We start from the raw sequence: 22,295 nt of genomic DNA on the forward strand, positions 1-22,295 counted from the left end.
CCCCTCGGGCCGCCCGGGCTCGACCTGGGACACACCCGGCGCGTGCACGTCGGAAGCGTCGCGGTACAGGCCGGAGCCGTCCGGGCCCCCGTGGGCCCCCTCGGGCCGCCCGGGCTCGACCTGGGACACACCCGGCGCGTGCACGTCGGAAGCGTCGCGGTACAGGCCGGAGCCGTCCGGGCCCCCGTGGGCCGCCCCCGGGGGCGGGTCCTCCCGGTACAGGCCGGGGCCCTCTCGGGCAGCGCGGGCCGCCCCCGGGTCCGGATCCTCCCGGTACAGCCCGGGGCCCTCCGGGCCCCCGTCTGCCGCCCCCGGGTCTGGATCCTCCCGGTACAGCCCGGAGCCGTCCCGGGCATCGCGGGCTGCCCCCGGGACCGGCTCCTCCCCGTACAGCCCGGGGCCCTCCCGGGCATCGCGGGCCGCCCCCGGGACCGGCTCCTCCCCGTACAGGCCGGAGCCGTCCCGGCCCCCGTCGGCCGCCCCCGGCGGATCCTCCCGGTACAGGCCGGGAGATTCCCCGGCCTCGCGCCCCGCGTCGGGGGGCGGGTCCTCCCGGCGGTTCGGGGCGCCGTGGGGGGCGGGGCGGCGCGGATCGGGGTCGTGCGCCGCGTGGGGCGCGCGCGGGTTGCCGTGCAGCCCGGGCTCCCGAGCGGCCGGCCTGCCGTTCCCGTCCGCCTGCGGACCCCGCCCGGCCCCGCGTACCCGGGGGGCTTCGAGGCGGGTCAGGGCGCGTTCCGCTGTTTCCAGGAGGGGGAGGTCGCCGACGCCCTGGGCCTCGCGGAGGGCCGTCGCGACCGACCCCTCCGGGCCGCCGCGCAGGTGGTGGTGCACCAGGCGCGCCGCGAGCTCCTCCGCCCGGTCGCCGACCCGCTCCAGGGGGTCCACCCGGCGGCGGTCCGTGTTCCGGCTCGCCGCCCCCGCCCACCGCCCCACGAACACGTAACGCAGCTTGGGCAGTTCGGCCGTGTCGTGGCTCGCGAACGTCCAGCGGCGCGGGCGCGGGACGTCGCCGAACATCCCGTGCAGCCCCCGCAGCACCGCGCACGCCGTGTCGCCCCGCTCGTCCAGGAGCGTGAACCGAGCCTGCGGGTACCGCAGCAACTCCGCGACCGCCCCCGTGAGTTCCCGCTCCGCACCCGGCAGCGCCATGTCGAGCGCCCGCAGCCCCGCCCCCGCCGAAGCCGCAAGCACCTCCCTCGGCACCACCGGCAGCGCCCCCCGCACCCGCGCCGACGGCAGCTCCGCCCCCTCCCAGTCCCACGCGTGCAGCCCCAGGCAGAGCGCCGGGTCAAGCAACTCCGGCGACCCGACGAGCGCGTGGCAGATCACGGACGCCCGCCCGCCCGGGTCCCGCCACGGCGTACGGCGGATCAGCACGACGCCCGCGCGCTGCTCCACCCGGAGCAGCGCGGGCCGCGTCTCGTCACCGCTCGCCCGCAGCAACGCGCCGTAGATCTGGAAGAGCGTCTCCACCTCGTCCCGCGGCCCCGACCAGGCCACCGGTCCGAACCCGGTCGTGCCCACGGCGTTCTCGCTGTCCCAGCGGAAGACGATCTGGTCCGCCTCGTACCTCGACCGGGCCATCAGGCTCCCCCCTCGATCGGTTCCGCCTCGGGAAGCAGCCCGCACATGGCGAAGATGGACAGCAGCGGCGCGAGGACCCGGCGCGACCGGGCCCCGTGCGGGAACCGGTCGCCCCTCGCCTGCCCGCCGGTCGCCGCGACGAAGTGCAGCGTGCAGCGGGCGCAGTCGTCGAAGGGCTTGAGCCAGGCGCGGCTCGCGTGGTGGGACAGGAACGCGTAGGCGTCCCGGCTCTCGGCCCGCAGCGCTTCGCGGTCGAGGCGCGGGGGCAGTGCGCGGCCGAGCCACCGGTCGACGGCCGGTTCGAAGCGGACGAGGTCGGACTTGTTGACGGCGATCGCCGCCGGCGCGCCGACAAGTCCGTTGCTCTGTCGCTCTATCCGGTTGAGAACCGTCGTGAACGCCTCGTCGCCCAGATCACGCCGCGGCAGCCCGTCCTGCTCGCGGACCGGGTCGAGCGACGGCATCCGCAGCGCCCGCAGCGGATCCAGGACGAAGACGAAGGCGTCGACGCCCGTCAGGAACCGCGTCACCTCCCCGTCCTGCGCAAGATCCTCGCCCGCCAGGTCGAAGAAGACGACGGGCCGGGGCGTCGCGCCCCGCGCGGAGACCAGCAGGCCGTCGGCGAACCGCGCGAACGTCTGCTGGCCGGTGCGGCCCAACTGCCGCCCCTGTTGCAGACTCTGCACCCGCTCGCGCAGAAACGTGCGGTGCGCGTCCGGGTTGAGCGGCAGGCACTTCAGACCGTACTGCTCCAGGCCCCCGAGCTCGACCTCGCCGAGCATGGCCGCGAGCAGATGGGTCTTGCCGACGGACGAGCTGCCGACGAAGGCGATGGACAGCGGATCGCCGTTGGTGAGGTAGGGGACGGGCAGTTCGTGCGCCTCGTCCCCCGGCCCCGCGTGCGGGCACAGGTGGTACGCCTTGCGCAGGATCTCCCGCCGGATCGCCGGCCGGTGTTCGCCGCTGAGGTCGAGCGGTATCCGGTTGCCCTTGGCGTCGATGGTGACGAGCAGACTCTCGTCGTACGCGACGGGCAGCAGGCAGTGCGGACACATCGGCCCGCGCGCCGGCGGCGGTACGGTAGCGGGGGCCGGCGCCGCCTGCGCGGAGGGCGGCGGGGTGCGGTCGGCGGTGTCGCCGCCGAAACCGGCGCGGAGCCGGGCGCGCAGGGAGGGCCGCGGGGGCACCAGGTCGTACGGGTTGCGCGGACCGTCCCGTACGGGCACCTCCGCCGCCCATCCCCCTCCGTACCCGGGTGCGGCCGACGCCGACGCCTCGCGCTTGCGCGCGATGTGCGCGTCGAACTCGGCGCGGCCCCGGCTGAGCGGATCGGCGGTGCCGACGGCCGTGGCGAGCGGGTCGGGGACGTGCAGGAGCCGCATCAGTTCGGCGGGGGACGGCCGGGCCGCCGCGTCCGCCGCGAACAGCCCGCTGTGTTCGAGCGCCGCGAGCCGCCGGTAGTCGCCGAGGTCCTCGGGCGGGCCCTCGCCCCGGTCGGGGTGGCCGGAGAGGAGGAAGTAGCCGATTCTGCCCACGGACCACAGGTCGTCACGGGTGTCCGCGGTCCCTCGGCCCGCGCGCTGTTCGGGCGAGGCCCACGGGGCCGCGCCGAAGGCCTCGCGGGCCTCCCCGTCGCGCAGCGCGGCGTACGGCTCGCAGAGCCGCACATGGGTGCCGTCCCAGCGCACGGTGTCGGGGGCGATCGTCCGGTGCACCAGTTCGAGATCGTTCAGGAGGCGTACGGCGAGGGCGAGTTGGGCGAAGACACGCTGCTGCTCGTCACCCGTGAGGCCGCCGGCGCACTCGGTGAGCGGGGCACCCGCGGGCGGCCGGTAGAGCACGAAGGGCTCGGCGCACTCCAGGTCGAAGCCGACCACCCGGGTGAAGACCTCCCCGAACTTCTCGGCGCCATACCGCCGTTCGAGCGCGACGGCGGCGGAGACCTCCCGTTCGAGCATGCCGTACGCATGCGGGTCCGCCTGCGCGGAGAGGGGCAGCCGGAACTGGAGGACCGGCCAGCCGGCGCTCAGCGTGACCTCACGGGCGAGGACTCCGGGACGGCCGGGCAGCCTACGGTCCTCGCCGTAGCGGACGGCGAACCGGATCGACTCCTCCAGATGCGTGGAGAACTCCAACTCCTCGTGCATGTGCGTGTGTTGCACGGCGTCCGCTTCGGTCATGGCGCTCCCGCCTCCTCTGCCCTGACGATGCGCACCACGTCCGGACGCAGCGGTACGAGCCGCAGGATGCCGGCATGGCGTCCCCCGCCCGTCCACACCACGTCGTCGGCCGTGCCCCGCCAGATGTCGTCGCCCGTGGCGCCGCGACGCATCGTCTCGGGCACGAACCGGACCTGGCGGGCGGCCGAGGGGTCGTGCGTCAGCAGCCGCAGATGCTCGGGGCCGCACAGCGGCACCGTGCGGTCCGGGTCGTCGTCGGCGGCGATCAGCCGGGCGACCGCGTCCGGCGCGACCCCGGTGAGCCGGGCCGCGTCGGGACGGTCGCGCCCGTCCCCGCCGCCGGGCGGCGGCGAGGCGGCGACGTCCCGCTCCAGGCGGACGCGGGTCTCGTGGAGCAGCGCGGTCAGCCGTTCGTCCAGCGAGAGCCGGCCGGCGTTCGCCGGATCGCGTTCGATCCCCGCCCAACAGCCGTCGAGGATACGGACGGTGCCGTCGACGAGATCGCCGACGAGGGTGTCCACGAGGGCGGGGCCGCCGTCGCCGAGCCGGCGTTCCAGCCAGGCGGGCGTGGAGTCGGAGGAAGCGGACTTCTGCGGCCCGGGGACATGACTGTCGGGTGGGCCCAGTACGTCGGGTGCCTCCGGTACGTCGGACCAGAGGTCGTCGCCCGCGCTGTCCGCCCAGTCCCCCCAGCTCCAGGCCGTGTCCCCGCTCACCGGGACCTCCGTACGCTGCGGGCCGTCCCCCTCCCCGTACTCGTACGCGTCCGCCGTCGCCGCCAGGCCGCGGAGCAGCCGGGCGACGGCCCCGGCGCCGTCCGAGCAGTGGTGCCGCACGTCGGCGAAGAGCCAGTCGTGCACGGCGGTCGTGACCACGAGGGCGTGGATCTCCTTCAGTACGGGACCCGCTCGCTCCGGGTCCACCCGGGCCCACCAGTCGTCCACCGCCCTCGTCCAGTCCCGGAGAGCGAGGAGCACGACTGCGGCCACGGCCACCACGAAGGTCGCGGCGCCCGCCCAGAGCGGGAGGCCGAGGAGCTGGCCCACGCCCGCCCCCGCCGCCCCGCCGGCGAGGCCGCCGAAGAGCCGGGGCGCGGCGCCCGCGCTCCCGCCGCCGTCGAGCCGGCCGTCCGGTGAGCGGTTGGGCCTGCGCCGCAGCATCAGATGGGCGAGGACCGCGCTCAGTACGCCGACGGCTGGGCCGAATGCCCAGCCGACGACCGGCCACAGCCCGGCGAGGAAGGCGAGGACGGCGCTCACCGCGGCGGCGACGGCGCGCGAGCCGCCGGCCGTGAATGGCTGCTGTGCGGCCAGGCGGTTCAGCTCCTCCGTGGAGCAGATCTCGTCGAGCCGGGCGAGGCGGGCGGCGCTGCCCGCCGGAGCGGTACGCGCCGAGAGCGCCGAGAGGCGGGCGGCGACCGATCGCAGCGGGAGCCCCCGTCCGATGAGCTCGTAGGTGTGGTCGCGCAGGGCCGGGACGATTCCCGCGCGCGAGAGTTCCCGTGGCATCTCGGGCAGTTCGACGCCCCGGTCCCGCAGGTGCCCGCGGTGCTCGGCCGTGAGCCGGGCGCCGCCCGCGGCGCCGAACGCGTCCGCGACGGCGGTACGGAACCGCTTCAGGGCGCCGGCAAGGCGTTCGATGTCGCCGGGCAGGTCGAGCGTCCGGCCGGACCCGGTGAGCAGTCCGGCCGGGCGGCGCACCCACGCATGACCCTCGACCGCGTCGTCCAGCGCCTCCTCGCAGGTGAGCAGGAGGCCCCCGGCCCGTCCGTGCGCCGGGAGCCAGTCATGACCGGCGAGCGAGCGCGGGACGGACTCGTCGAGGAGTACGGCGAGTTCGGCGGGGACGCCCTCCGCGACGGGCGCCTGGGCGGGCACGTCCGGCCCGGCCAGGCCCTCCACGGCCTGCCGCCAGGAGCGCGCGCGTGCCTCGTCGGTGAGGTCGTGCTCCAGGACGCGGGCGGAGGGGACGGCCACGCCGTGCACCACCTCCGCGAGCGCCTGGAGCACGGCCCGGAACACCTCGGGTCCTGAGATGACGTCGACGAGCGGGCGCAGGGCGGCGTCGTCCGGGTCGTCGAGCAGCCAGAGCACCCCGGCGTTGGGCGGGCGCAGGGTCAGGGAGCGGCGCAGGGTGCGCTGCCCCGGGACGCCGACGGCCAGGACGACGATGTGCGCGGGGCCGTGGGACGACAGGCGCTCGTGGAGGAGCTGGTGGGCGACGAGCCGGTCGGCGTCGTCCAGGACGACGAAGCGCCGCTTGCCGGTGGGCTGCGGTACGTCCAGCGCGGCGCGCACCACGGCGTCGGGGTCATGCAGCGGGGCCCTGAGGTCGAGGCACACGGCGTGGCCGGGTACCGGGTGCTCCGGGGTCGCGCGGGGGCTCACTCCTCCTCACCGTCCAGGGCCCAGGGGTAGCGGACCTCCTCGGGCGCGGGGGCGGGCTTGTACGTCGGCGCGGGGGCGGGCTTGTACGTCGGCGCGGGGGCGGACTCGGGAGCGGGCGCGGGCGCGGGGGCGGGCTTGTACGTCGGCTCAGGCTCGGGCTCGGGCTCGTCGGGTTCGTACGACTGCGACTGCGCCTGCGCCGCCGCCTGCGCCTGTACCTGGACGTAACGGTCGAAGAGGGCCTGCAGGCTGGGCCGTACCGGATGACCGGCGCCGGAGAAGCGGCGGTTCATGGCGGCCGGGAAGGTCTCCGTCCAGAAGTGGCGCAGGGGCGCGAGCCACTCCGCGTCCCTCTCGTCGTACTCCGCGCTCAGCTCGTCGAGCAGCACCAGCTGGCGCGGGACGACCTTCTCGATCAGGTGGACGAAGAGCGGCGAGGGTTCGGCCGGGACGTGGGTGAGCCCGCGGGGCAGTGAGCGCATGAGCCGTTCGCAGAACACCTCGACGATCTGTCCCTCGTCGAGCAGCGCCGACTGCTCGTATCCGCGCAGCAGCCCGGCCCAGCTGGAGAGCGCTCCGTCGAAGCCCTCCAGACGGAGCGACATCGTCGCGGACTCGCCCTCCTGGAGCCGGATCCGGACCAGTTCCGGGGAGTCCGCCGGTCCCTGGATCCGGATGTGACCGTTCCACATCGCGTTGAGGAGCCGGTGCAGGATCCGCTGCCGGTCCTCCTCGGTGGAGACCAGCCAGTCGTCGCGGTAGCCCAGCCGCTGCCGCCAGTGCAGGAAGTCGTCCTCGCCCGCCGAGTCCCGTGCCTCGGCCCAGAGCCTGAGGACGCTGCGCACCTCGGAGATGTCGGTGAGGTTCATCCCGCTGCGGAAGAGGACCACGGTGATGGAGTCGGTGTCCACGGCCCGGTACTCCTGGGTCCCGCCGGCCGGCAGGTTCAGCTCCTCGGCGAGGTACTCGGCCGCGCGGGTGTCGGACTCGCTCGCCGGATGCACGATGAGGATCTTGAGGGGCCCGCCGCCGTCCGGGCTGAAGCCCACCGGGAGCAGCCCGGCGATCCCGGCGCGGAACTGTTCGAGCCAGCGCACGTCGATCTTCGACTCGGCGGCCTCGTCCCCGGACGCGGCACGAAGGAGCAGCTCCATCGAGGGCAGCAGCGGCCGTGTGTACCGGTCCTCGTTGGCCTCGCCGAAGAGCCGCTTGACGCGCTGCTCGACGACCTGCTTGATCTCCTTGACGGCGGCGCCGGGCGAGCGGCGGACGGCGTCCAGGGCGGAGCGCCAGTCCTCGGGCCTGACCAGCCGGCCGAGGAGGGTGGCGGCGTCGACGTTCTCGGGCAGCCGCTCGCTCTGCGCGAGCCGGTCGAGGACGTCGTCGTAGAAGGCCCGGAGGCTGTTCTGCGGGGGCAGGAGGTACGTGATGCCGGTGCGGTCGTCGCGGTAGAGCTCGCGCCTGCGGTCGGCGAAGAGGCGGCCCTCGTCCTGTTCGTGGGCGCGCAGCGCGCTCGTCAGCTCGCCGAGGTCGTGGACGATCCGGTGCAGCGGGTCCCGCCACTGCGTCTCGCCCTCCTGCCAGCCGCTGTGCCAGAGCCTGCGGGCCCGCCACCGGTACCAGTCGTCCTGCTGGGCCAGCGCGTCCTGGACGTCGGGATCGTTCCAGCGCGCCGGTACGAGCCCGCCCGCGCCGCGCCTGATGTGCGGGATCGCGGGGGCGTGGGTCTGGACGTGCGGGGGCCGTTCGGGCTCGTTGCGCCGGTTGTCGAGCATGCCGGTGAAGCCCTCCCTGGCCACCCGGTCCGTGTGGCCGGGCAGCCCGTTCAGGACGGCCTCCAGCTGGAAGGGCCCGATCTTGTCGAGCAGTTCGCGCACTCCGGCGCCCGGCTTGAACTCCTCGACCAGACGCGGGACTTCCCGTTCGAGGGTGCTCGCCAGACGGTCGAGCGAGTCCTCCATGTCACCGACCCGGTCGAACAGCGCCTTGGTGATCGCCCGGCTTCCCTTGGGAAGGTCTTCCGGTGCGGGCACGTCCGGGGCCTCCCGGGTCCACAGCCGGCCGATCCCGGACCGGTTGAAGAGCTCCCGTACGAACTCCGGGGCCTCGGAGGCGGGCCGGCGGGCCCGCTCGGTCATGCCCCGGACGGCCTGGGCGAGGAGGCGCGCGGCGACGATCTCGGCGAGGTCGTCGACCGGCACCGTGAGGGAGGCGGCGAGGCTGGTGGACATGCCCCGGTAGCCGATGCCGGTACGGGCCGGGGTGGACCGTTCCACGCTCTTGTTGACGAAGCTGGCGGCGAAGGACTGGTAGTCGTCCTCACCCCGGTTACCCGCGCCGGTGTCCTCGCCGAGTTCGGTGCCGATGAGGGACATCACCATGGCGGTGATGGAGCGGCGCAGGTCCTCGGGGCGGATGACCGCGGGCTTGGAGAACAGGAAGGCGGTCTGCACGGTCGAGGCCCGCAGCTTGACGACGCCCTCGCCGGGGTAGTGGACGCTGATGCGGCTCCGCTGCTCGACGTCGCCGAGCTCGTCGAGCGCGTCCGGCACGTTCTGGTCGTCCACGAGCCGCGACAGGTCCACGAGGGAGCGGGCCGCGTTCAGTTCGGCCTCGCGGCCGCCGCCCGCCTCGGGCGGGAACGCCGAGGGCATGACGACCAGCGGGTAGATCTTCACGCCGCGCACCTTGGCGCTGCGGAACTCGTGCCCGATGAGGTGGAGGAAGTCGTAGAAGATCCCGGCGCCGGTGCCGCCCGCCACCGAGAAGGCGACGAAGACGTCGCAGCCCCGGATCCGGCTGCCGCCGACCCGCTGGAGGTCGCCCGCCGAGGTGCCGATGGCGCTGATGGCCTCGCGCAGTTGACGCAGGACCGGTTCGAGGCCGTGGCGCATGGTCGCGAAGAGCGCGGCGCGGCCCACGGTCGGCAGCTGGCCCGCGCCGTCGTGCAGCGGGGCGACCCGGGGCTGGCGGGCCTGCGGCGGCAGCCACGACCTGGTCTCCTCGTGCAGCGCGATCCGCAGCATGCGGGTCACGTCGGGCGAGGAGTCGAACTCGGCCGGCAGCAGGTCGCGGACCATCCTGGACGTACGGGCGTAGGCCTGGCTCTCTGCGCCCTTGGCCCGGAACTGCGGCTGGTGCAGCAGGTCGCCCTCGCTGAAGTCGGCGTAGACGAACTGGAGGCACTCCGGCAGCTGGAACGGCAGCCGCTTGCCCCCGTCGACGAGGTCGGTGCCGTCCGGGCCGCACAGCTCTCTGCGCAGGCTCCGTTCCAGTTCGCTGCCGATGCGTCCGCCGGTGCCGCCGAGGCCGACGAAGAGCATGGGCTGGTAGATCTTCATGTTCTCTCCCCTTGAGACCCTGTCGTGCGTGGGCCGGTCAGAAGTTCGGGTCCCATTGGCTGGTGGATGTGGGCTGCTCGGGGCGACCCGCGTCGGTGCGGCCCGTGTCGGGGCCTGCGGTACGGCTCCGGTCGCGGTCCCGGCCGGGGTTACGGTCCCGGCCGCCGTTCCGGTCGCCGGGGGTGGAGGGTCGGCGGGTGAACCGGTCGCGCCATCCGCCTGAGCCACGCGTGGGGTTCGGGCCCACAGATCGGGCGGCGCCCTCGGTACGACCCGTGCCGCCGCCACCGCCCGTACGACCCGTACCGCCGCCGGGGCGGCCCGAGCGGCGGCCGTCGCCGACGAGCAGCTCGAAGTCGTCGAGCCCCGCCGGTACCCCCGGGCGCACGCCGAACTCCCGCCCCCCGCGGGGGCGAAGGAGCAGCTCGCCGCCGCCCGTCCGGCGCAGCCGGTGGGCCGAGTGCGCGCCGCGGGCCCGGCGCAGCGAGGGGGCGGCCCCGCGTGCCTCCTCGACCGTGAAGAAGTACTCGCCGCCGGGGCTCTGGCCCTTGCGGACGGTGACCGTGCTGAGAACGGTTCCGTCGCGGAGGAGTTCGAGCCGGACGCCGGTCAGGTCCTTGCGGCGGCGCTGGGCGGCGAGCCGGACGGCCGTGAAGACCCCGGCGGCCAGGAGGACCGCGGCCCCGGCGGCCACGGCCCACCACCAGCGGTCCCACCAGGTGGGCGGTGGCTCCACCCGTACGTCCAGGAAGGCCGTGTCGAGGGTGCGGTCCCCGTCCCCGGTGTCCACGACCGTGATCTGGCCGCCCAGTTCGCCCACGGGCGTGCCCGGTCCGACGGCGACCGTGAAGGCGACGGTGCGCTTGCCCGGCTGGGCGGTGACCGTGGCCGGGGACAGCGTGAGTTCGGAGCCGGCGGCCTGGTCCGCCAGGGCGAGGCGCAGACTGTGCGGAATGCTGTCGTTGTTGGTGACGTCGAGGGTGCCCCGCACGGTGGCTCCGGGGTGCACGGTCACCCGGTCGACGGTGAGCCCGACGGCGACGGACGGGGTGCCCGTGGTCGTCGTGGTGTGCAGCGGGCGGCGGTCGGACGTGATGCCGGGCGCGGCCATGTCCGTGACCAGTTCCAGGTCGCCGGTGGCGCCGGCCGGGACGGTGATCCGGCCCGTGAACCGTACGTCGCCAGCCCGGCGGTCGGGGGCCTGCCCGTCGTCGGTGAGGCGGGCGGTGACCGGTGTGAAGCCGGCGCCGCTGAGCACGGCCGTGACAGTGACGCCCTCCAGCTGCTTCGGGTCGGTGATGACGACCCCGCGCCGGGTCTGCATCCGCACCTCCACGACGGTCTCCTCGCCGGGCCGCGGCGAGGCGGGGTCGAGGGTGACCTCGGAGCGCAGCCGGCCCTGCCAGATCGCGCGTACGGCGACCTCGCGGTCCCGGTGGCCCTCCGGCGCCTCGATGTGGACGCGCCAGCGGCCGGGCATCGGGTTCTTGACGCGCAGTGCCTCGACCGGGCCGTCCTGTCCGCTGACCTCGAAGGTGGAGCCGTCGAACTCGCCCCGGGTGGGCACCTTGCGCCCGCTCGGGTCGTAGTACGTCACCCGCACCTTCGGGTCGTGCTTGCCGACCGTGAGCGAGCCGTCGGTGGCGATCGGCGGGATGGTGACCGACAGGTCGGCCGGCGGCTTGCCGACCGTGCCGTGGGCGATCCGGGCGCAGCGGGCCGCCGCGAACGTCTCCTGGAGCGCCTTGTCGATCCCGGCCGCGGTGTCGACCACCCGCATCCTGGGGACGGCCCCGGGCACGTCGGCGCAGCTGCCCCGGTAGCCGCCCTCCGCCATCGCGGTGAGCGCGGCGCGGTCGATCTCGCCGCCGAAGCCCAGGGGCCAGACCTGGACGGAGGCGGCGCGGGCGCGCGCGAGTTCCTCGGCGAGCCGCTTCTCGCCGTTGCTCTGCCGTACGGCCTTGTCGGGGCCGTACTCGGGGCTGTCACTGACGTCCAGCTTGCCGTCGGTGAGCAGGAAGACGACCTTCGGCGTGTCCTTGCGGCCGTCCTCCGTGAGCCGGGAGACGGCCTGGCGGATCGCGGCCGGGAAGTCGGTGCCGGGTCCCATGCGGGCGGCGTCCCGGCGGCTGAGCCGCGGGACGCAGTCGCTGAGGCGCTGACGCCCGGCAGCGTCGGCGACGGTCGGCGGGCACACCTCGTGCACCGGGGACTGGCCCGGCTTCTCGGAGCTGCCGAAGCCGATGACGGTGGCCCGGGAGCGTTCGGATATCTCACCCTGGCTGAGCAGGGCGGCCGCCTCCGTCTCCAGGGCGAGGTCCTTGTCGGCGAGGCTCGCCGACTGGTCGACGACGACGGCGAAGTCGATGGGGTCGGGGCCCTCGGACGGATCGGCCGCCGCCGATGGAGTCCGTGGCGCAGCCGCGTCCGCCACACCCGGGCCGAGGGCTCCCAGCGGGTCGAGCGGGCCGGAGAGCGCGAGCAGCGCCCCGGCGAGGAGCGTGACGCCCCCGGTCTTTCTCCACTGCATCGTCTCTCACCACAGTCCGCTGAAGAGGGCCGGCAGCGCGCCGAGCACGAGAGCGCAGACGCCCAGGCGCAGCCACCGGTATTTCGCGGCGAGCACGACACCGTGCACGCTCGCCTGTTCGAGGAGCCAGTCGGTGGCGTCCCCGCCGGACGCCATGAGCCGGCCGCGCAGCGCGTCCGGGCTCGTCCCCGACGTCAGTTCGCGCAGCAGGGTGCGGTCCGCGCCGATACGGGTACGGGGCAGGACCACCGAGACGAGCATCAGGACCCCGGCCGTCCACAGCGCCCCGGCGACGCCCAGCAGGACGAGGCCCGTGCCGGACGAGGGCAGCGGACCGCGGTCCCGGGAGAAGACCACCGCCAGGAAGGCGAGGGCGCCGGAGAGCAGGATCGCCGCCTTGGTGTCGGCCCGGCCGATGTCCTCGCGGACGGTGGTCAGGAGCCGCTCGGCCATGAACCGGAGATCGGCGGTGTCCGCGACGGGCGTGGGGGTCGGGGGCGCGGGCGAGGTGGGCGCGGTCATTCGGCGTCCCAGTCGTCGAAGTCGGAGCTGGGGCGGCGGGAGTGGCCACGATCACGGTCGTCCCGGTCCCGGTCGTCGTACCGCCGGTCGTCGTACCGCCGTTCGCCGAATCCCCGGTCCTCGTAGTCCCGGTCCTCGTCGTCCTGGTGCCGGCGGCGGGCCCGATCGTCGCGGTCGCGTTCCGAGGACGACTGGACGCGGGTCGGCTCGTACACCGGCCGCTCCTCCTCGCGGTCCACGTCCTCCCACCTGTCGTCGGCCGGTACGTCCCGGACGTCCCGAGCGTCCTCCTCCCGGCCGTCCCGGGTGTCGTCGTGCCACGGCGGCAGTACGGGCTCGGGGCGCGCGCTGTCCAGGGCGGCCCTTCTGCGGCCGGGACCGGGCGGGTTGAGGACGTGCCCGGCGACCCCGCCGAGTACCGTGCCCGTGCTCTCCCGCAGGAACTCCAGTACCTGGTACATCGGTTCGCCGATGTCGTGCCGCTCAAGGACGCCGGTGTCGAGAAGGCGGTTGAACACCGCGAGGAAGTCGGCCTGGCCCTCCCGCTTCTCGTGCTGGAGCTCGCGCCTGATCTCCCACTGCTTGTCCGGGTTCATCGCCATGTGATGGGCGATCTGCGCCAGGTCGCCGCGCCGGAACAGCTCTTCGAGATCGCGGGCCCGCTCGGACACGAGCCGCCGCTCGGCCTGCTCCTTGATCCGCCGCTGCTCGATCTCCCGCTCGTCGACCTGCATGGACACACTGACCCTGTCCCGCTTGCCGATCTCCTCCTTGATGGTGTCGTCCAGGTCGATGAAGACCAGGACCCGGGTGCGCAGTCCGAGGTCCTCGCCGAGGGTGAAGCGCCCGGAGCTCAGCTCGTCCCGTACGGCCTCGTCGGCGCGCTGGGCGTCGGTGAGCCGGAACCGTCGTGACACCGCCCGCAGCCCGTCCAGGAGGTCGTCACGGAGCAACTCGGCGACGTCCCAGACCTGTTGGGTGACGACGACGTACGGGTCCGCCACCTCCCACACGACCCGGGCGGCGGCTTTGAAGAAGATGCCGTCGCCCGAGGCGGGCAGGCTCAGGTCGAACTCGGTGACGTGGCGACCGGTCCGCACCTCGAAGACGGTGTACGGAGAGCCCAGCATGGGCTTGTTGGTGTCCTCGGTGCGGTCGGGCCACATGATCCGGTGGCCGCCGTTGCGGTACATCAGCACGGCCGCGACCGCGCCGCTGGTGCGCTTGTACGGGGGCGAGACCTCGCGGATCAGCGGCCCGGCGCTCTTCTCCCCGGCCTTCTGTCCCTGACCTCCGGATCCGCCGTTCTGGTTCTGGGGGTCGTTCTGGTTCTGGGTGCTGTTCTGGTTCTGGGGGTCGTTCATCGCTCGGCTCCTTCCGCCACCGCGTCCCACATCCGGCCCGCGGCGCGCCGGTCCATCGGCCGGTCCCGGTCACCGACCAGTTCCTTGAGCAACCCGCGCAACCGGTCGCGGTCCCTGCGGCTCACCCCGAGCAGCGGCAGCAGCCGGCAGACGTGGTCCAGCGCCTCCTCGTCCTTCGCCGCGCGGCGCAGCATGCTCCCCAGGCCGTCGAGGGCCGCCTCGCCCGAGCGCGCGGTGCTGAGCGTGTGGCGCAGCAGCGCGGCGAGCTGCGGTGCGAGGGCGGGCCGGGTGGCGAGCAGGGCGACGAGCAGTGGCCGGGCGGCGTGCGGTTCGAGCTCGGGCACGTCCCGCAGCCCCCAGAGGTGGGTGGTGCGGAACGTCAGCGTGTTGAGCATGGAGACGAGGACCAGGTTGGCCAGATTGAGGCGCCCGTCCCTGAGCCACTCCGCCATCCGCCGGGTGACCGTCTCGGGTTCACCCGAGGCGAGCAGCCGGACGACGCTGAACGAGGCCGTGCCGATGACGTCCACGTCGGTGGCCTCCCGCCCGCGCACCACGCGCGCGAGCGCGTCGAGCGAGCCCTTCACCGTCCCGGCCGCCAGGACGTAGCCGTGGGCGAGGAGGACGGTGTCGCGGAGTTCGTCGTCGTCGCCGCCGGCCCAGTCCTTCAGCACGGCGACGACGGCGGGCTGCACGCGCGGGTCGCGGGCCGCCTCGGCGAGCGCGGTGGCGGCCGCCATCCGCGGTACGGCGGTGTCCATGCCGGCCAGGGGGGCGATCAGCTCGCCGAACCCGTAGATCCAGTCCCAGGAGCAGAGCACCCCGGCGGCGATGGAGGCCCGCACCCACACCTCGGGGCGGGGGTCGTGGCACAGCGTACGGAGCCAGCGGGAGACCGGGCCGCGCACGTTGTGGTAGCCGTGCCAGACCTCGCCGAGGACGGCGGTGGCGAGCGCGTCGCCCTGGAAGCGGATCGCCCGGACGGGGACCTTGGCCGGCCCGAGGTCGAGTTCGCCGTCCTCCAGGACGGAGCGGGCGAGGGCGGGCCGGCTGTCGGCGTGGGTGCCGAACAGACGTCGCCCCGGGGGCTGTTCGGGGTCGAGGGTGGAGCTGAGCTCCCAGGTGAGGAGTTCGGCGGCCTCGGCCGCGATGCTGTAGGCCGAGCCGTTGAAGACGGCGACGGCGATCCGGAACGCGGTGGCGTTGAGGGCGGGCAGTGCCTCGGGCAGGGTGCCGGGGCGGTCCGCTCCGGCGAACCAGGAGCGCGCCTGCGCGCGGACGAACGCCGAGCAGTCCTCGAGGAGTTCCTCGTCGGTGAGTTCCTCCTTCTGCCGCCGGGCGAGGTGGTCGGCGAGCCGGGCCGCCTCGCGGGGGCGCAGCGCGTCGAGGCCGAGGGCCTTGGTCACGTCCTCGCGCCGGGCCAGCGCCGTCGCGCCGTCGAGGGCGCCTTCGGGCTCGCCCCGCAGCAGCGTCCGCAGGTGGCGGTGGAGGACCTCGTCGGAGGGCGGCGGCGGGCAGTACATCCCGTACCGTCCGCGCAGCATCCGGTCGGCGAGGTCGCCGCTCTCGACGAGGACGACTCCGTACGCCTCCTGGTCGCGCAGCTGCTCGCTGAACCGGTCGAGGTGCAGTTCGGAGAGGCGGACGCGGGTACGGCGGGTCCTGTCGCGGTGCTCGTCGCGCCCGCTCCCGCGGTGCGGCTCGTGCTCGGCCGCCAGGCCGTCGTCGGAGGGCAGTTCCAGGAGGTGGCCGAAGCCCCGCTCCAGGGCCTCGGTGTCGATCTCGTCGACGCGGTGGCGGGGGTCGAGCCGGTTGACCTTGTGGTCGGTGACCTCGGAGAGCAGGGCGAGGGCGGTGGCCTTGCGGCCGCTGCCGGGTTCGCCGCACAGGACCAGGAGGCGGTTGCCGCGCAGGAGGTCCCGCATCCGCGCGTAGCCGGGCACTTCGCGGTACACGTCGTCCAGGTGCTGGAGGGTCTCCTGCGGTACGGGTCCCTGGACCAGCTCGGGCCGGGTTCCCGCCCAGAACTGGGTGATCCACTGGTTGCCCTCGTAGATCTGCCCGTCGCCGCGGATCTCGTAGGTACGGCCGGCCGGCTGGGGGGCGAACGTCGCCAGGGCAGCGCGCGCGGTGCCGGCGCCGCCGGTGCCGCCGAGGCCGTCGACGGGGCTGCGGCCGGCCCGGTCGAACGGGTTCGGCTCCGGAGGAGGTTCGGCGCCTGCGTCGGGCCGCTCGGGGCCGGAGGTGTCGCCGCCTCCCGCTCCCCCGGACCCGCCGGATCCGCTCGATCCGCCGGACCCGCCGCCGGACCCGCCACCGGATCCGCCGGACCCGCCCGACCCGCCGCCGGACGAGGAGACGTCGTCCCGTGACTCGTCCGAGGCCGGGGTGTCGTCCTGATCGCTCATACCGTCTCCCCCTCTCCGGCGGCGGGCCGGTCCTTGCGGATGCCGGTGAAACCGCCGTGGATCGTGTTGCCCTCGAACACCTGGAGATCACCGTCGGCGTGGTACCGCCGCCCGGGCTCGGGGCGAAGGTCAGGCACCTCGGTGGGCGGTGGGCCGTCCCCCCGCGCCGGCCCACCGCCGGTCTCTGGGTCACCCGGTACGAACGACGGCAGCGGCGGCGCCGGCCGGCGGGGCAGGTGGAACCAGGCGGTCTCGTCGGTCTCCTTGGAGCGCACCCGGGCCTGCCGGTAGTGCGCCGGCTCGACGTAACGACCGCCCTCGACGACCACGTTGGCGTAGAGCCAGTCCGAGACGACCACGAGCAGATCGGCGTCCGGCGCGGCGGTCATGATCTGCTTGGCCGTGGGGCTGTCGCAGAGCCGGCAGGCGAGGTCGACCGCCCGCCCGACGAGGCCGTGGCCGTCCGTCAGGACCAGTCCCGCGTTGATGCCGACCCGCATCCGCAGCCGGTCGCGCCGCCCCGCGTTGTGCTCGCGCAGACACTCGTACAGGGTGTCGATCCACCGTCCGACGACGAACGTCGGCGGTACGTCCGGGCGCAGTGCCCCGAGGATGCCGTCGCCCCGGTCCTCCTGGTGGACGGTGCCCGGTTCGACGCCGATGGCGGCGTACGCCTCTCCGAACGCCTCGTACATGGCGGTGCGCATCAGCCTCTTCGCGTCCATGCCCAAGGTCCCCGATCCGACGGCGTCGCCGAAGACGACGAGCCGGTGGATCGCTCCCGCGCTCGCTCCCGCACTGCTCACTCGGACTCCCTGTGTGTGCCGTGGTGCCGTGGTGACGGGTCAAGCCTGGCCGCGCACGGCGGCCGGCGATGTAGCCGTTTACACACCCGGCGGAGGTTTCTCCGCCGGTTTCGTGTGGGGTGATCCGCCCTGCGCCAGCAGCAGCAGGACGGGCATGTCGATGACGACGACCCGGCGGTTCGCGGTCCGGACGACGTCCTGTTCCCGCAGCAGCCGGAGCGCTTTGGCCACGGCTTCTCTGGTGGCGCCTATGGCCGCCGCCAGGTCGTGCTGCGACAGCGGCAGTTCGAGTACGGTGCCGGCGCCGGCGCGCCGCCCCGCCCGCTCGGCCAGTTCGACCAGGCGGGCGGCGAGCCGCTGGAGCACCGTCTCCGAGGCGAGGGAGCGGCGCTCGACGTCGGCGCTGCGCAGCCGGGCCGAGAGCTGGCGCATGATCAGTGAGGTGGCGTGCGGGTGGGTGGCGAGGAAGTGCCGGAAGCGGTCGCCGGAGACGGCGACGGCCTCGACGCGGCCGAGTGCGGTGATGGTGGCGCTGCGTGGCCGCCGGTCCACCGCGGCGAGATCGCCGACGACCTCGCCCGCTCCCCGCAGGGCGAGGATGAGGCGGGTGCCGCGCTCGGTCTCGACCGAGACGACGGACCAGCCCGACATCAGCGCGAGGACGTACGCGGAGGTGTCCCGCTCCCGGATCATCACCTCGCCGGGCTCGTAGGCGCGTGGCGTTCCCTCGGCGAGGAGTGCCCGGCGGTCCCGGTCGGGCAGGGCGTGCAGGAACGAGCTGTCCTGGCCGAAAAGGCCCACTGTCACTCACCCCCGCCCCGCCCGCGAGGCCCCGTCGGCCACGTGACGGGCCGCGCCCGCGCGCGCGTCGTCGTGTGTGTCTGGTCCCACCTCAAGAGTCGTACGCAGCCACGCTGTTGACGCTGCGTCACGTCGTGGGGTGAAGAACGCTAGGGGGTCGCGATCAGGCCCGTCAACGAGCACGGGGGGCGCAGGGGAGCGTCATCGTCCACTCCCCTGCGCCCCCCCGTGGATCCACGGTCAGAGGCGCGGATCCACCGGCTCGGACTCCAGTGCGAGCACCGCGAACACGGCCTCGTGCACGCGCCAGAGCGGTTCGCCGCCGGCCAGCCTCTCCAGCGCTTCCAGGCCGAGCGCGTACTCGCGGAGCGCGAGCGAGCGCTTGTGGCCGAGGAAGCGGTTGCGCAGGCGCTCCAGGTTCTCCGGGCGGGTGTACTCGGGGCCGTAGATGATCCGCAGGTACTCGCGTCCGCGGACCTTCACGCCCGGCTGCACGAGCCGGCCGTCGGCGCCTCGTACGAGCGCGGCGAGCGGCTTGACGACCATGCCCTCGCCGCCGGCCGCCGTCAGCTCCAGCCACCAGTCGACGCCGGCGCGCACCGAGGCCTCGTCGCCCGTGTCGACGACCAGCCGTCGCGTGGTCTGGAGCAGTCCGGTGGGGTCGGAGTCGACGATCCGGTCGAGCCACCTGAGCTGCTCGTCGTGCGGCACGGCCGCGAGCGAGCGGCCCTGCACGGCGAGGATCTGGAACGGCGCGAAGCGCACGCCCTCCAGTCCCTGGGTCGGCCAGCAGTAGCGGCGGTACGCCTCGGTGAACGCCTCGGCGTCCGTTGCCCGTTCGCGCTGCTTGGCCAACAGCCCGTCCAGGCCGGTGACGCCCCGTGCCGCGGCCTGCTCCAGTGCGCCGAGCGCGCCGGGGAAGACGGCGCGGGAGGCCGCGCCGACGGCCGCGTACTGCGAGCGCAGCAGCCCGGCGGACTTCAGCGACCACGGCATCAGCTCGCCGTCGAACAGCAGCCAGTCCGTCGCCAGTTCGTCCCAGAGGCCGGCGGCGTCGACGGCCGCGCGCAGTCGCTCCAGTACCTGCTCGGTGACGGACTGATCGTCGAAGAACGGCCGTCCGGTACGGGTGTGCAGCGCGCCGGTCACTCCGGTGACCCCGAACCGCTCGCGCGCCACGTCCTCGTCCCGGCAGACCAGGGCGACGGCCCGCGAGCCCATGTGCTTCTCCTCGCACACGACCCGCTCGACCCCGTCCGCCCTGTACTGCGCGAAGGCCTCGGCCGGGTGCTCCAGGTAGCCCTCTTCCTTGGAGGTGGCCGTGGGCGCCATGGTCGGCGGCAGGTAGGCGAGCAGCCGCGGATCGACCGCGAACCGGCTCATGACCTCCAGGGCCGCCGCCGCGTTCTCCTCCCGTACGGACACGTTGCCCATCTGCCGGGTCTCCACGATCCGGCGTCCGTGCACGTCGGCGAGGTCCAGCGGCCGTCCCTCGTGACCGCCGGGCGCCTCGGTCGCGAGCGGCCGGGCCGGCTCGTACCAGACCTTCTCCGCCGGTACGTCGACGAGTTCGCGCTCCGGCCAGCGCAGCGCGGTCATCTTGCCGCCGAAGACGGCACCCGTGTCCAGGCAGATGGTGTTGTTGACCCAGGAGGTGTTCGGGACGGGTGTGTGGCCGTAGACGACGGTGGCCCGGCCGCGGTACTCCTCCGCCCACGGGTAGCGCACGGGCAGGCCGAACTCGTCGGTCTCCCCGGTGGTGTCCCCGTACAGTGCGTGCGAGCGCACCCGGCCGGAGGTCCGGCCGTGGTACTTCTCCGGCAGACCGGCGTGGCAGACCACCAACTTGCCCTCGTCGAGGACGTAGTGGCTGACGAGCCCGTCGATGAACGCGCCGACCTCGGCGCGGAACTCCTCGGTCTCCCGGCCCAGCTGCTCGATCGTCTCGGCGAGGCCGTGGGTCTCCTGGACCTTGCGGCCCTTGAGCCAGCGGCCGAGCTTGTTCTCGTGGTTTCCGGGCACGCACAGCGCGTCGCCGGCCGCCACCATGGACATCACGCGGCGCAGGACGCCCGGGCTGTCGGGGCCCCGGTCGACGAGGTCGCCGACGAAGACCGCCGTACGCCCCTCGGGGTGGTGGCCGTCGACGTAGCCGAGCTTGGCGAGCAGGGTCTCCAGCTCGGAGCGGCAGCCGTGGATGTCACCGATGATGTCGAAGGGGCCGGTGAGGTGACGCAGGTCGTTGAACCGCTTCTCCAGGACGACCTCGGCCGCGTCCACCTCCTCGACGCTGCGCAGGACGTGCACCTTGCGGAAGCCCTCGCGCTCCAGGCCGCGCAGCGAGCGCCGCAGCTCGCGGCGGTGGCGCTGGACGACGTGCGCGGGCATGCCCGCACGGTCGGGGCGGGCCGCGTTCCGTGCCTGGCAGACCTCCTCGGGGACGTCGAGGACGATCGCGACGGGCAGCACGTCGTACCGCCGGGCCAGCTGGACGAGCTGACGCCGGGCCTCCTGCTGCACGTTGGTGGCGTCGACGACGGTCAGCCGTCCCGCCTCGAGGCGCTTGCCGGCGATGTAGTGCAGGACGTCGAAGGCGTCCTTGCTGGCGCTCTGGTCGTTCTCGTCGTCGGCGACCAGGCCGCGGCAGAAGTCGGAGGAGACGACCTCGGTGGGCTTGAAGTGGCGGCGTGCGAAGGTGGACTTGCCGGAGCCGCTCGCACCGATCAGGACCACGAGGGACAGGTCGGTGACGGGCAGCGTGCGGGTGGTCTCGGCGGTCATGCCTGCTCCTCCTTCGTGGTGTTCTGGGTGAAGACGGCCATCTGGGTGGGCGGGCCGACCTCGGGGTCGTCGGGGCCGACGGGGACGAACTCCACTCCGTACCCGTACTGTTCGCCGACGCCCGCCGCCCAGGTGCGGAACTCCTCACGGGTCCATTCGAAGCGGTGGTCGCCGTGCCGGACGTGCCCGGCCGGGAGGGACTCCCAGCGGACGTTGTACTCGACGTTGGGCGTGGTCACGAGGACCGTACGGGGGCGCGCGGAGCCGAACACGGCGTACGCGAGGGCGGGCAGCCGCGGCAGGTCGAGGTGCTCGATGACCTCGCTGAGGACCGCCGCGTCGTAGCCGGTGAGCCGCTTGTCGGTGTACGCGAGCGAGCCCTGGATCAGCTTCACGCGCCCGGCCTGCCGCTCACCGAGCCGATCCAGGCGCAGCCGGCGCCCGGCGATCGTCAGGGCGCGTACGGACACGTCGACGCCGACGATGTCGGTGAAGCGGACGTCCTTGAGCAGCGCCTGCACCAACTGGCCCTGTCCGCAGCCGAGATCGAGCACCCGGGTCGCGTCGGCGGCGCGCAGCGCGGCGAGGATCGCCTCGCGGCGCTGCTCGGCGAGCGGCACGGGGCGTTCCTCGGTGTCGGTCGTCTCGTCGACGGCGTTGTCGACGTCCTCGACGTCGAGCCCGTCGCTCTCGGCGAGCCGGACCAGCTCCAGGCGCTCCATGGCCTCTCGGGTCAGGCCCCAGCGGCGGGAGAGGTAGCGGCTGGTGATCAGCTTCTGCTCGGGGTGCGCAGCGAGCCAGCCGTCACCGGCCCGCAGCAGCTTGTCGACCTCGTCGGGCGCCACCCAGTAGTGCTTGGCGTCGTCGAGGACGGGCAGCAGGACGTAGAGCTGGTTGAGCGCGTCGGCGAGCCGCAGCTCCCCTTCGAGGACGAGCCGTACGTAGCGCGAGTCGCCCCACTCCGGGAACGCGGTGTCCAGCGCCACGGGCTCCGCGTCGACCGTGTCCCAGCCGAGGGGCCCGAACAGCTTGCGGACCAGCTCGGCCCCGCCGCGCGCCGGAAGCGCCGGCACCTCGATGCGCAGGGGCAGCGGCGCGCCGGGCAGCTCGGGCCTCGCCTTGCACGCGCCGCGCAGGGCGCTCTTGAAGACGGTGGCGAGCGCGACGGCGAGCAGCGAGGACGCGGCGTAGGGCCGGTCGTTCACATACTGCGCGAGCGCGGAGTCGGGCGCGCCGCCCCGGCCCTTGCCCTTCCCGCGCCGCACCAGCGCCACGGGGTCCACCTCAAGGAGGAGCGCGGCCGTGCACCGCTCGGCGCTCGCCTCGGGGTAGAGGACGTGCGCCGTGCCGTGCGAGGTGGAGAACGTCTGCGCGTTGTCCGGGTGCTTGTGCAGCAGAAAGCCCAGGTCGGTCGCGGGACGCTCGGGGGTGCCGGTCGTACTGATCGTCAGGAACACGCGTCCGAGTATGACCCCCCGTCCCCCACCCGACCAGGCAATTTCCCCCCCGGGCCCGCCCCCCTCGGCCCCCGCACCCGCCCCGCACACAGGGCCGACCCGGACGCAGGGCCAACCCCCGTACGGGCCGAGGC

11 protein-coding genes and 1 pseudogene are annotated in these 22,295 nt (G+C 74.2%); all 12 read right to left on the reverse strand.

All coding sequences use genetic code 11. The features are described from left to right. Positions 1-1,584: pseudogene (locus ACZ4VI_RS33050) on the reverse strand (hypothetical protein); the annotation flags it as partial. Beyond that, positions 1,584-3,764 carry a hypothetical protein gene (locus tag ACZ4VI_RS33055; RefSeq protein ID WP_468005346.1) on the reverse strand — a complete coding sequence of 727 codons (2,181 nt, stop codon included), beginning with the start codon at positions 3,762-3,764 and terminating at the stop codon, positions 1,584-1,586. The pseudogene ACZ4VI_RS33050 and the gene ACZ4VI_RS33055, both read right to left, overlap by 1 nt. After that, positions 3,761-6,151 carry a hypothetical protein gene (locus tag ACZ4VI_RS33060; RefSeq protein WP_468005348.1) on the reverse strand — a complete coding sequence of 797 codons (2,391 nt, stop codon included), beginning with the start codon at positions 6,149-6,151 and terminating at the stop codon, positions 3,761-3,763. The genes ACZ4VI_RS33055 and ACZ4VI_RS33060 overlap by 4 nt, the downstream gene beginning before the upstream one ends. Further along, on the reverse strand, positions 6,148-9,492 hold the full coding sequence (locus tag ACZ4VI_RS33065) for a tubulin-like doman-containing protein (protein WP_468005350.1): 3,345 nt from the start codon (positions 9,490-9,492) through the stop codon (positions 6,148-6,150). The genes ACZ4VI_RS33060 and ACZ4VI_RS33065 overlap by 4 nt, the downstream gene beginning before the upstream one ends. A gap of 37 nt (positions 9,493-9,529) precedes the next feature. Beyond that, complete coding sequence (locus ACZ4VI_RS33070; protein WP_468005352.1) at positions 9,530-12,022, reverse strand: VWA domain-containing protein; 2,493 nt, start codon at positions 12,020-12,022, stop codon at positions 9,530-9,532. Between the two features lie 6 nt (positions 12,023-12,028). Beyond that, positions 12,029-12,544 carry a Pycsar system effector family protein gene (locus ACZ4VI_RS33075; protein ID WP_468005354.1) on the reverse strand — a complete coding sequence of 172 codons (516 nt, stop codon included), beginning with the start codon at positions 12,542-12,544 and terminating at the stop codon, positions 12,029-12,031. After that, positions 12,541-13,908: a hypothetical protein gene (locus tag ACZ4VI_RS33080; protein ID WP_468005355.1), complete on the reverse strand. Its 1,368-nt coding sequence runs from the start codon at positions 13,906-13,908 to the stop codon at positions 12,541-12,543. Before ACZ4VI_RS33080 ends, ACZ4VI_RS33075 begins: the two co-directional genes overlap by 4 nt. After that, positions 13,905-16,316 (reverse strand): hypothetical protein, encoded by a 2,412-nt coding sequence (locus ACZ4VI_RS33085; protein WP_468005356.1) that lies wholly within the window; start codon positions 16,314-16,316, stop codon positions 13,905-13,907. The genes ACZ4VI_RS33080 and ACZ4VI_RS33085 overlap by 4 nt, the downstream gene beginning before the upstream one ends. Further along, positions 16,313-17,122 (reverse strand): nucleotidyl cyclase domain-containing protein, encoded by an 810-nt coding sequence (locus ACZ4VI_RS33090; RefSeq protein ID WP_468005357.1) that lies wholly within the window; start codon positions 17,120-17,122, stop codon positions 16,313-16,315. Before ACZ4VI_RS33090 ends, ACZ4VI_RS33085 begins: the two co-directional genes overlap by 4 nt. A gap of 78 nt (positions 17,123-17,200) precedes the next feature. Beyond that, on the reverse strand, positions 17,201-17,923 hold the full coding sequence (locus tag ACZ4VI_RS33095) for a Crp/Fnr family transcriptional regulator (RefSeq protein ID WP_468005402.1): 723 nt from the start codon (positions 17,921-17,923) through the stop codon (positions 17,201-17,203). Between the two features lie 240 nt (positions 17,924-18,163). Next, positions 18,164-20,704, reverse strand: a complete 2,541-nt coding sequence (locus ACZ4VI_RS33100; RefSeq protein ID WP_468005358.1) for a polynucleotide kinase-phosphatase — start codon at positions 20,702-20,704, stop codon at positions 18,164-18,166. Further along, positions 20,701-22,161 (reverse strand): 3' terminal RNA ribose 2'-O-methyltransferase Hen1, encoded by a 1,461-nt coding sequence (locus ACZ4VI_RS33105; RefSeq protein WP_468005360.1) that lies wholly within the window; start codon positions 22,159-22,161, stop codon positions 20,701-20,703. The genes ACZ4VI_RS33100 and ACZ4VI_RS33105 overlap by 4 nt, the downstream gene beginning before the upstream one ends. Positions 22,162-22,295 lie beyond the last annotated feature (134 nt).

Source organism: Streptomyces sp. NPDC029169, from assembly GCF_055563935.1.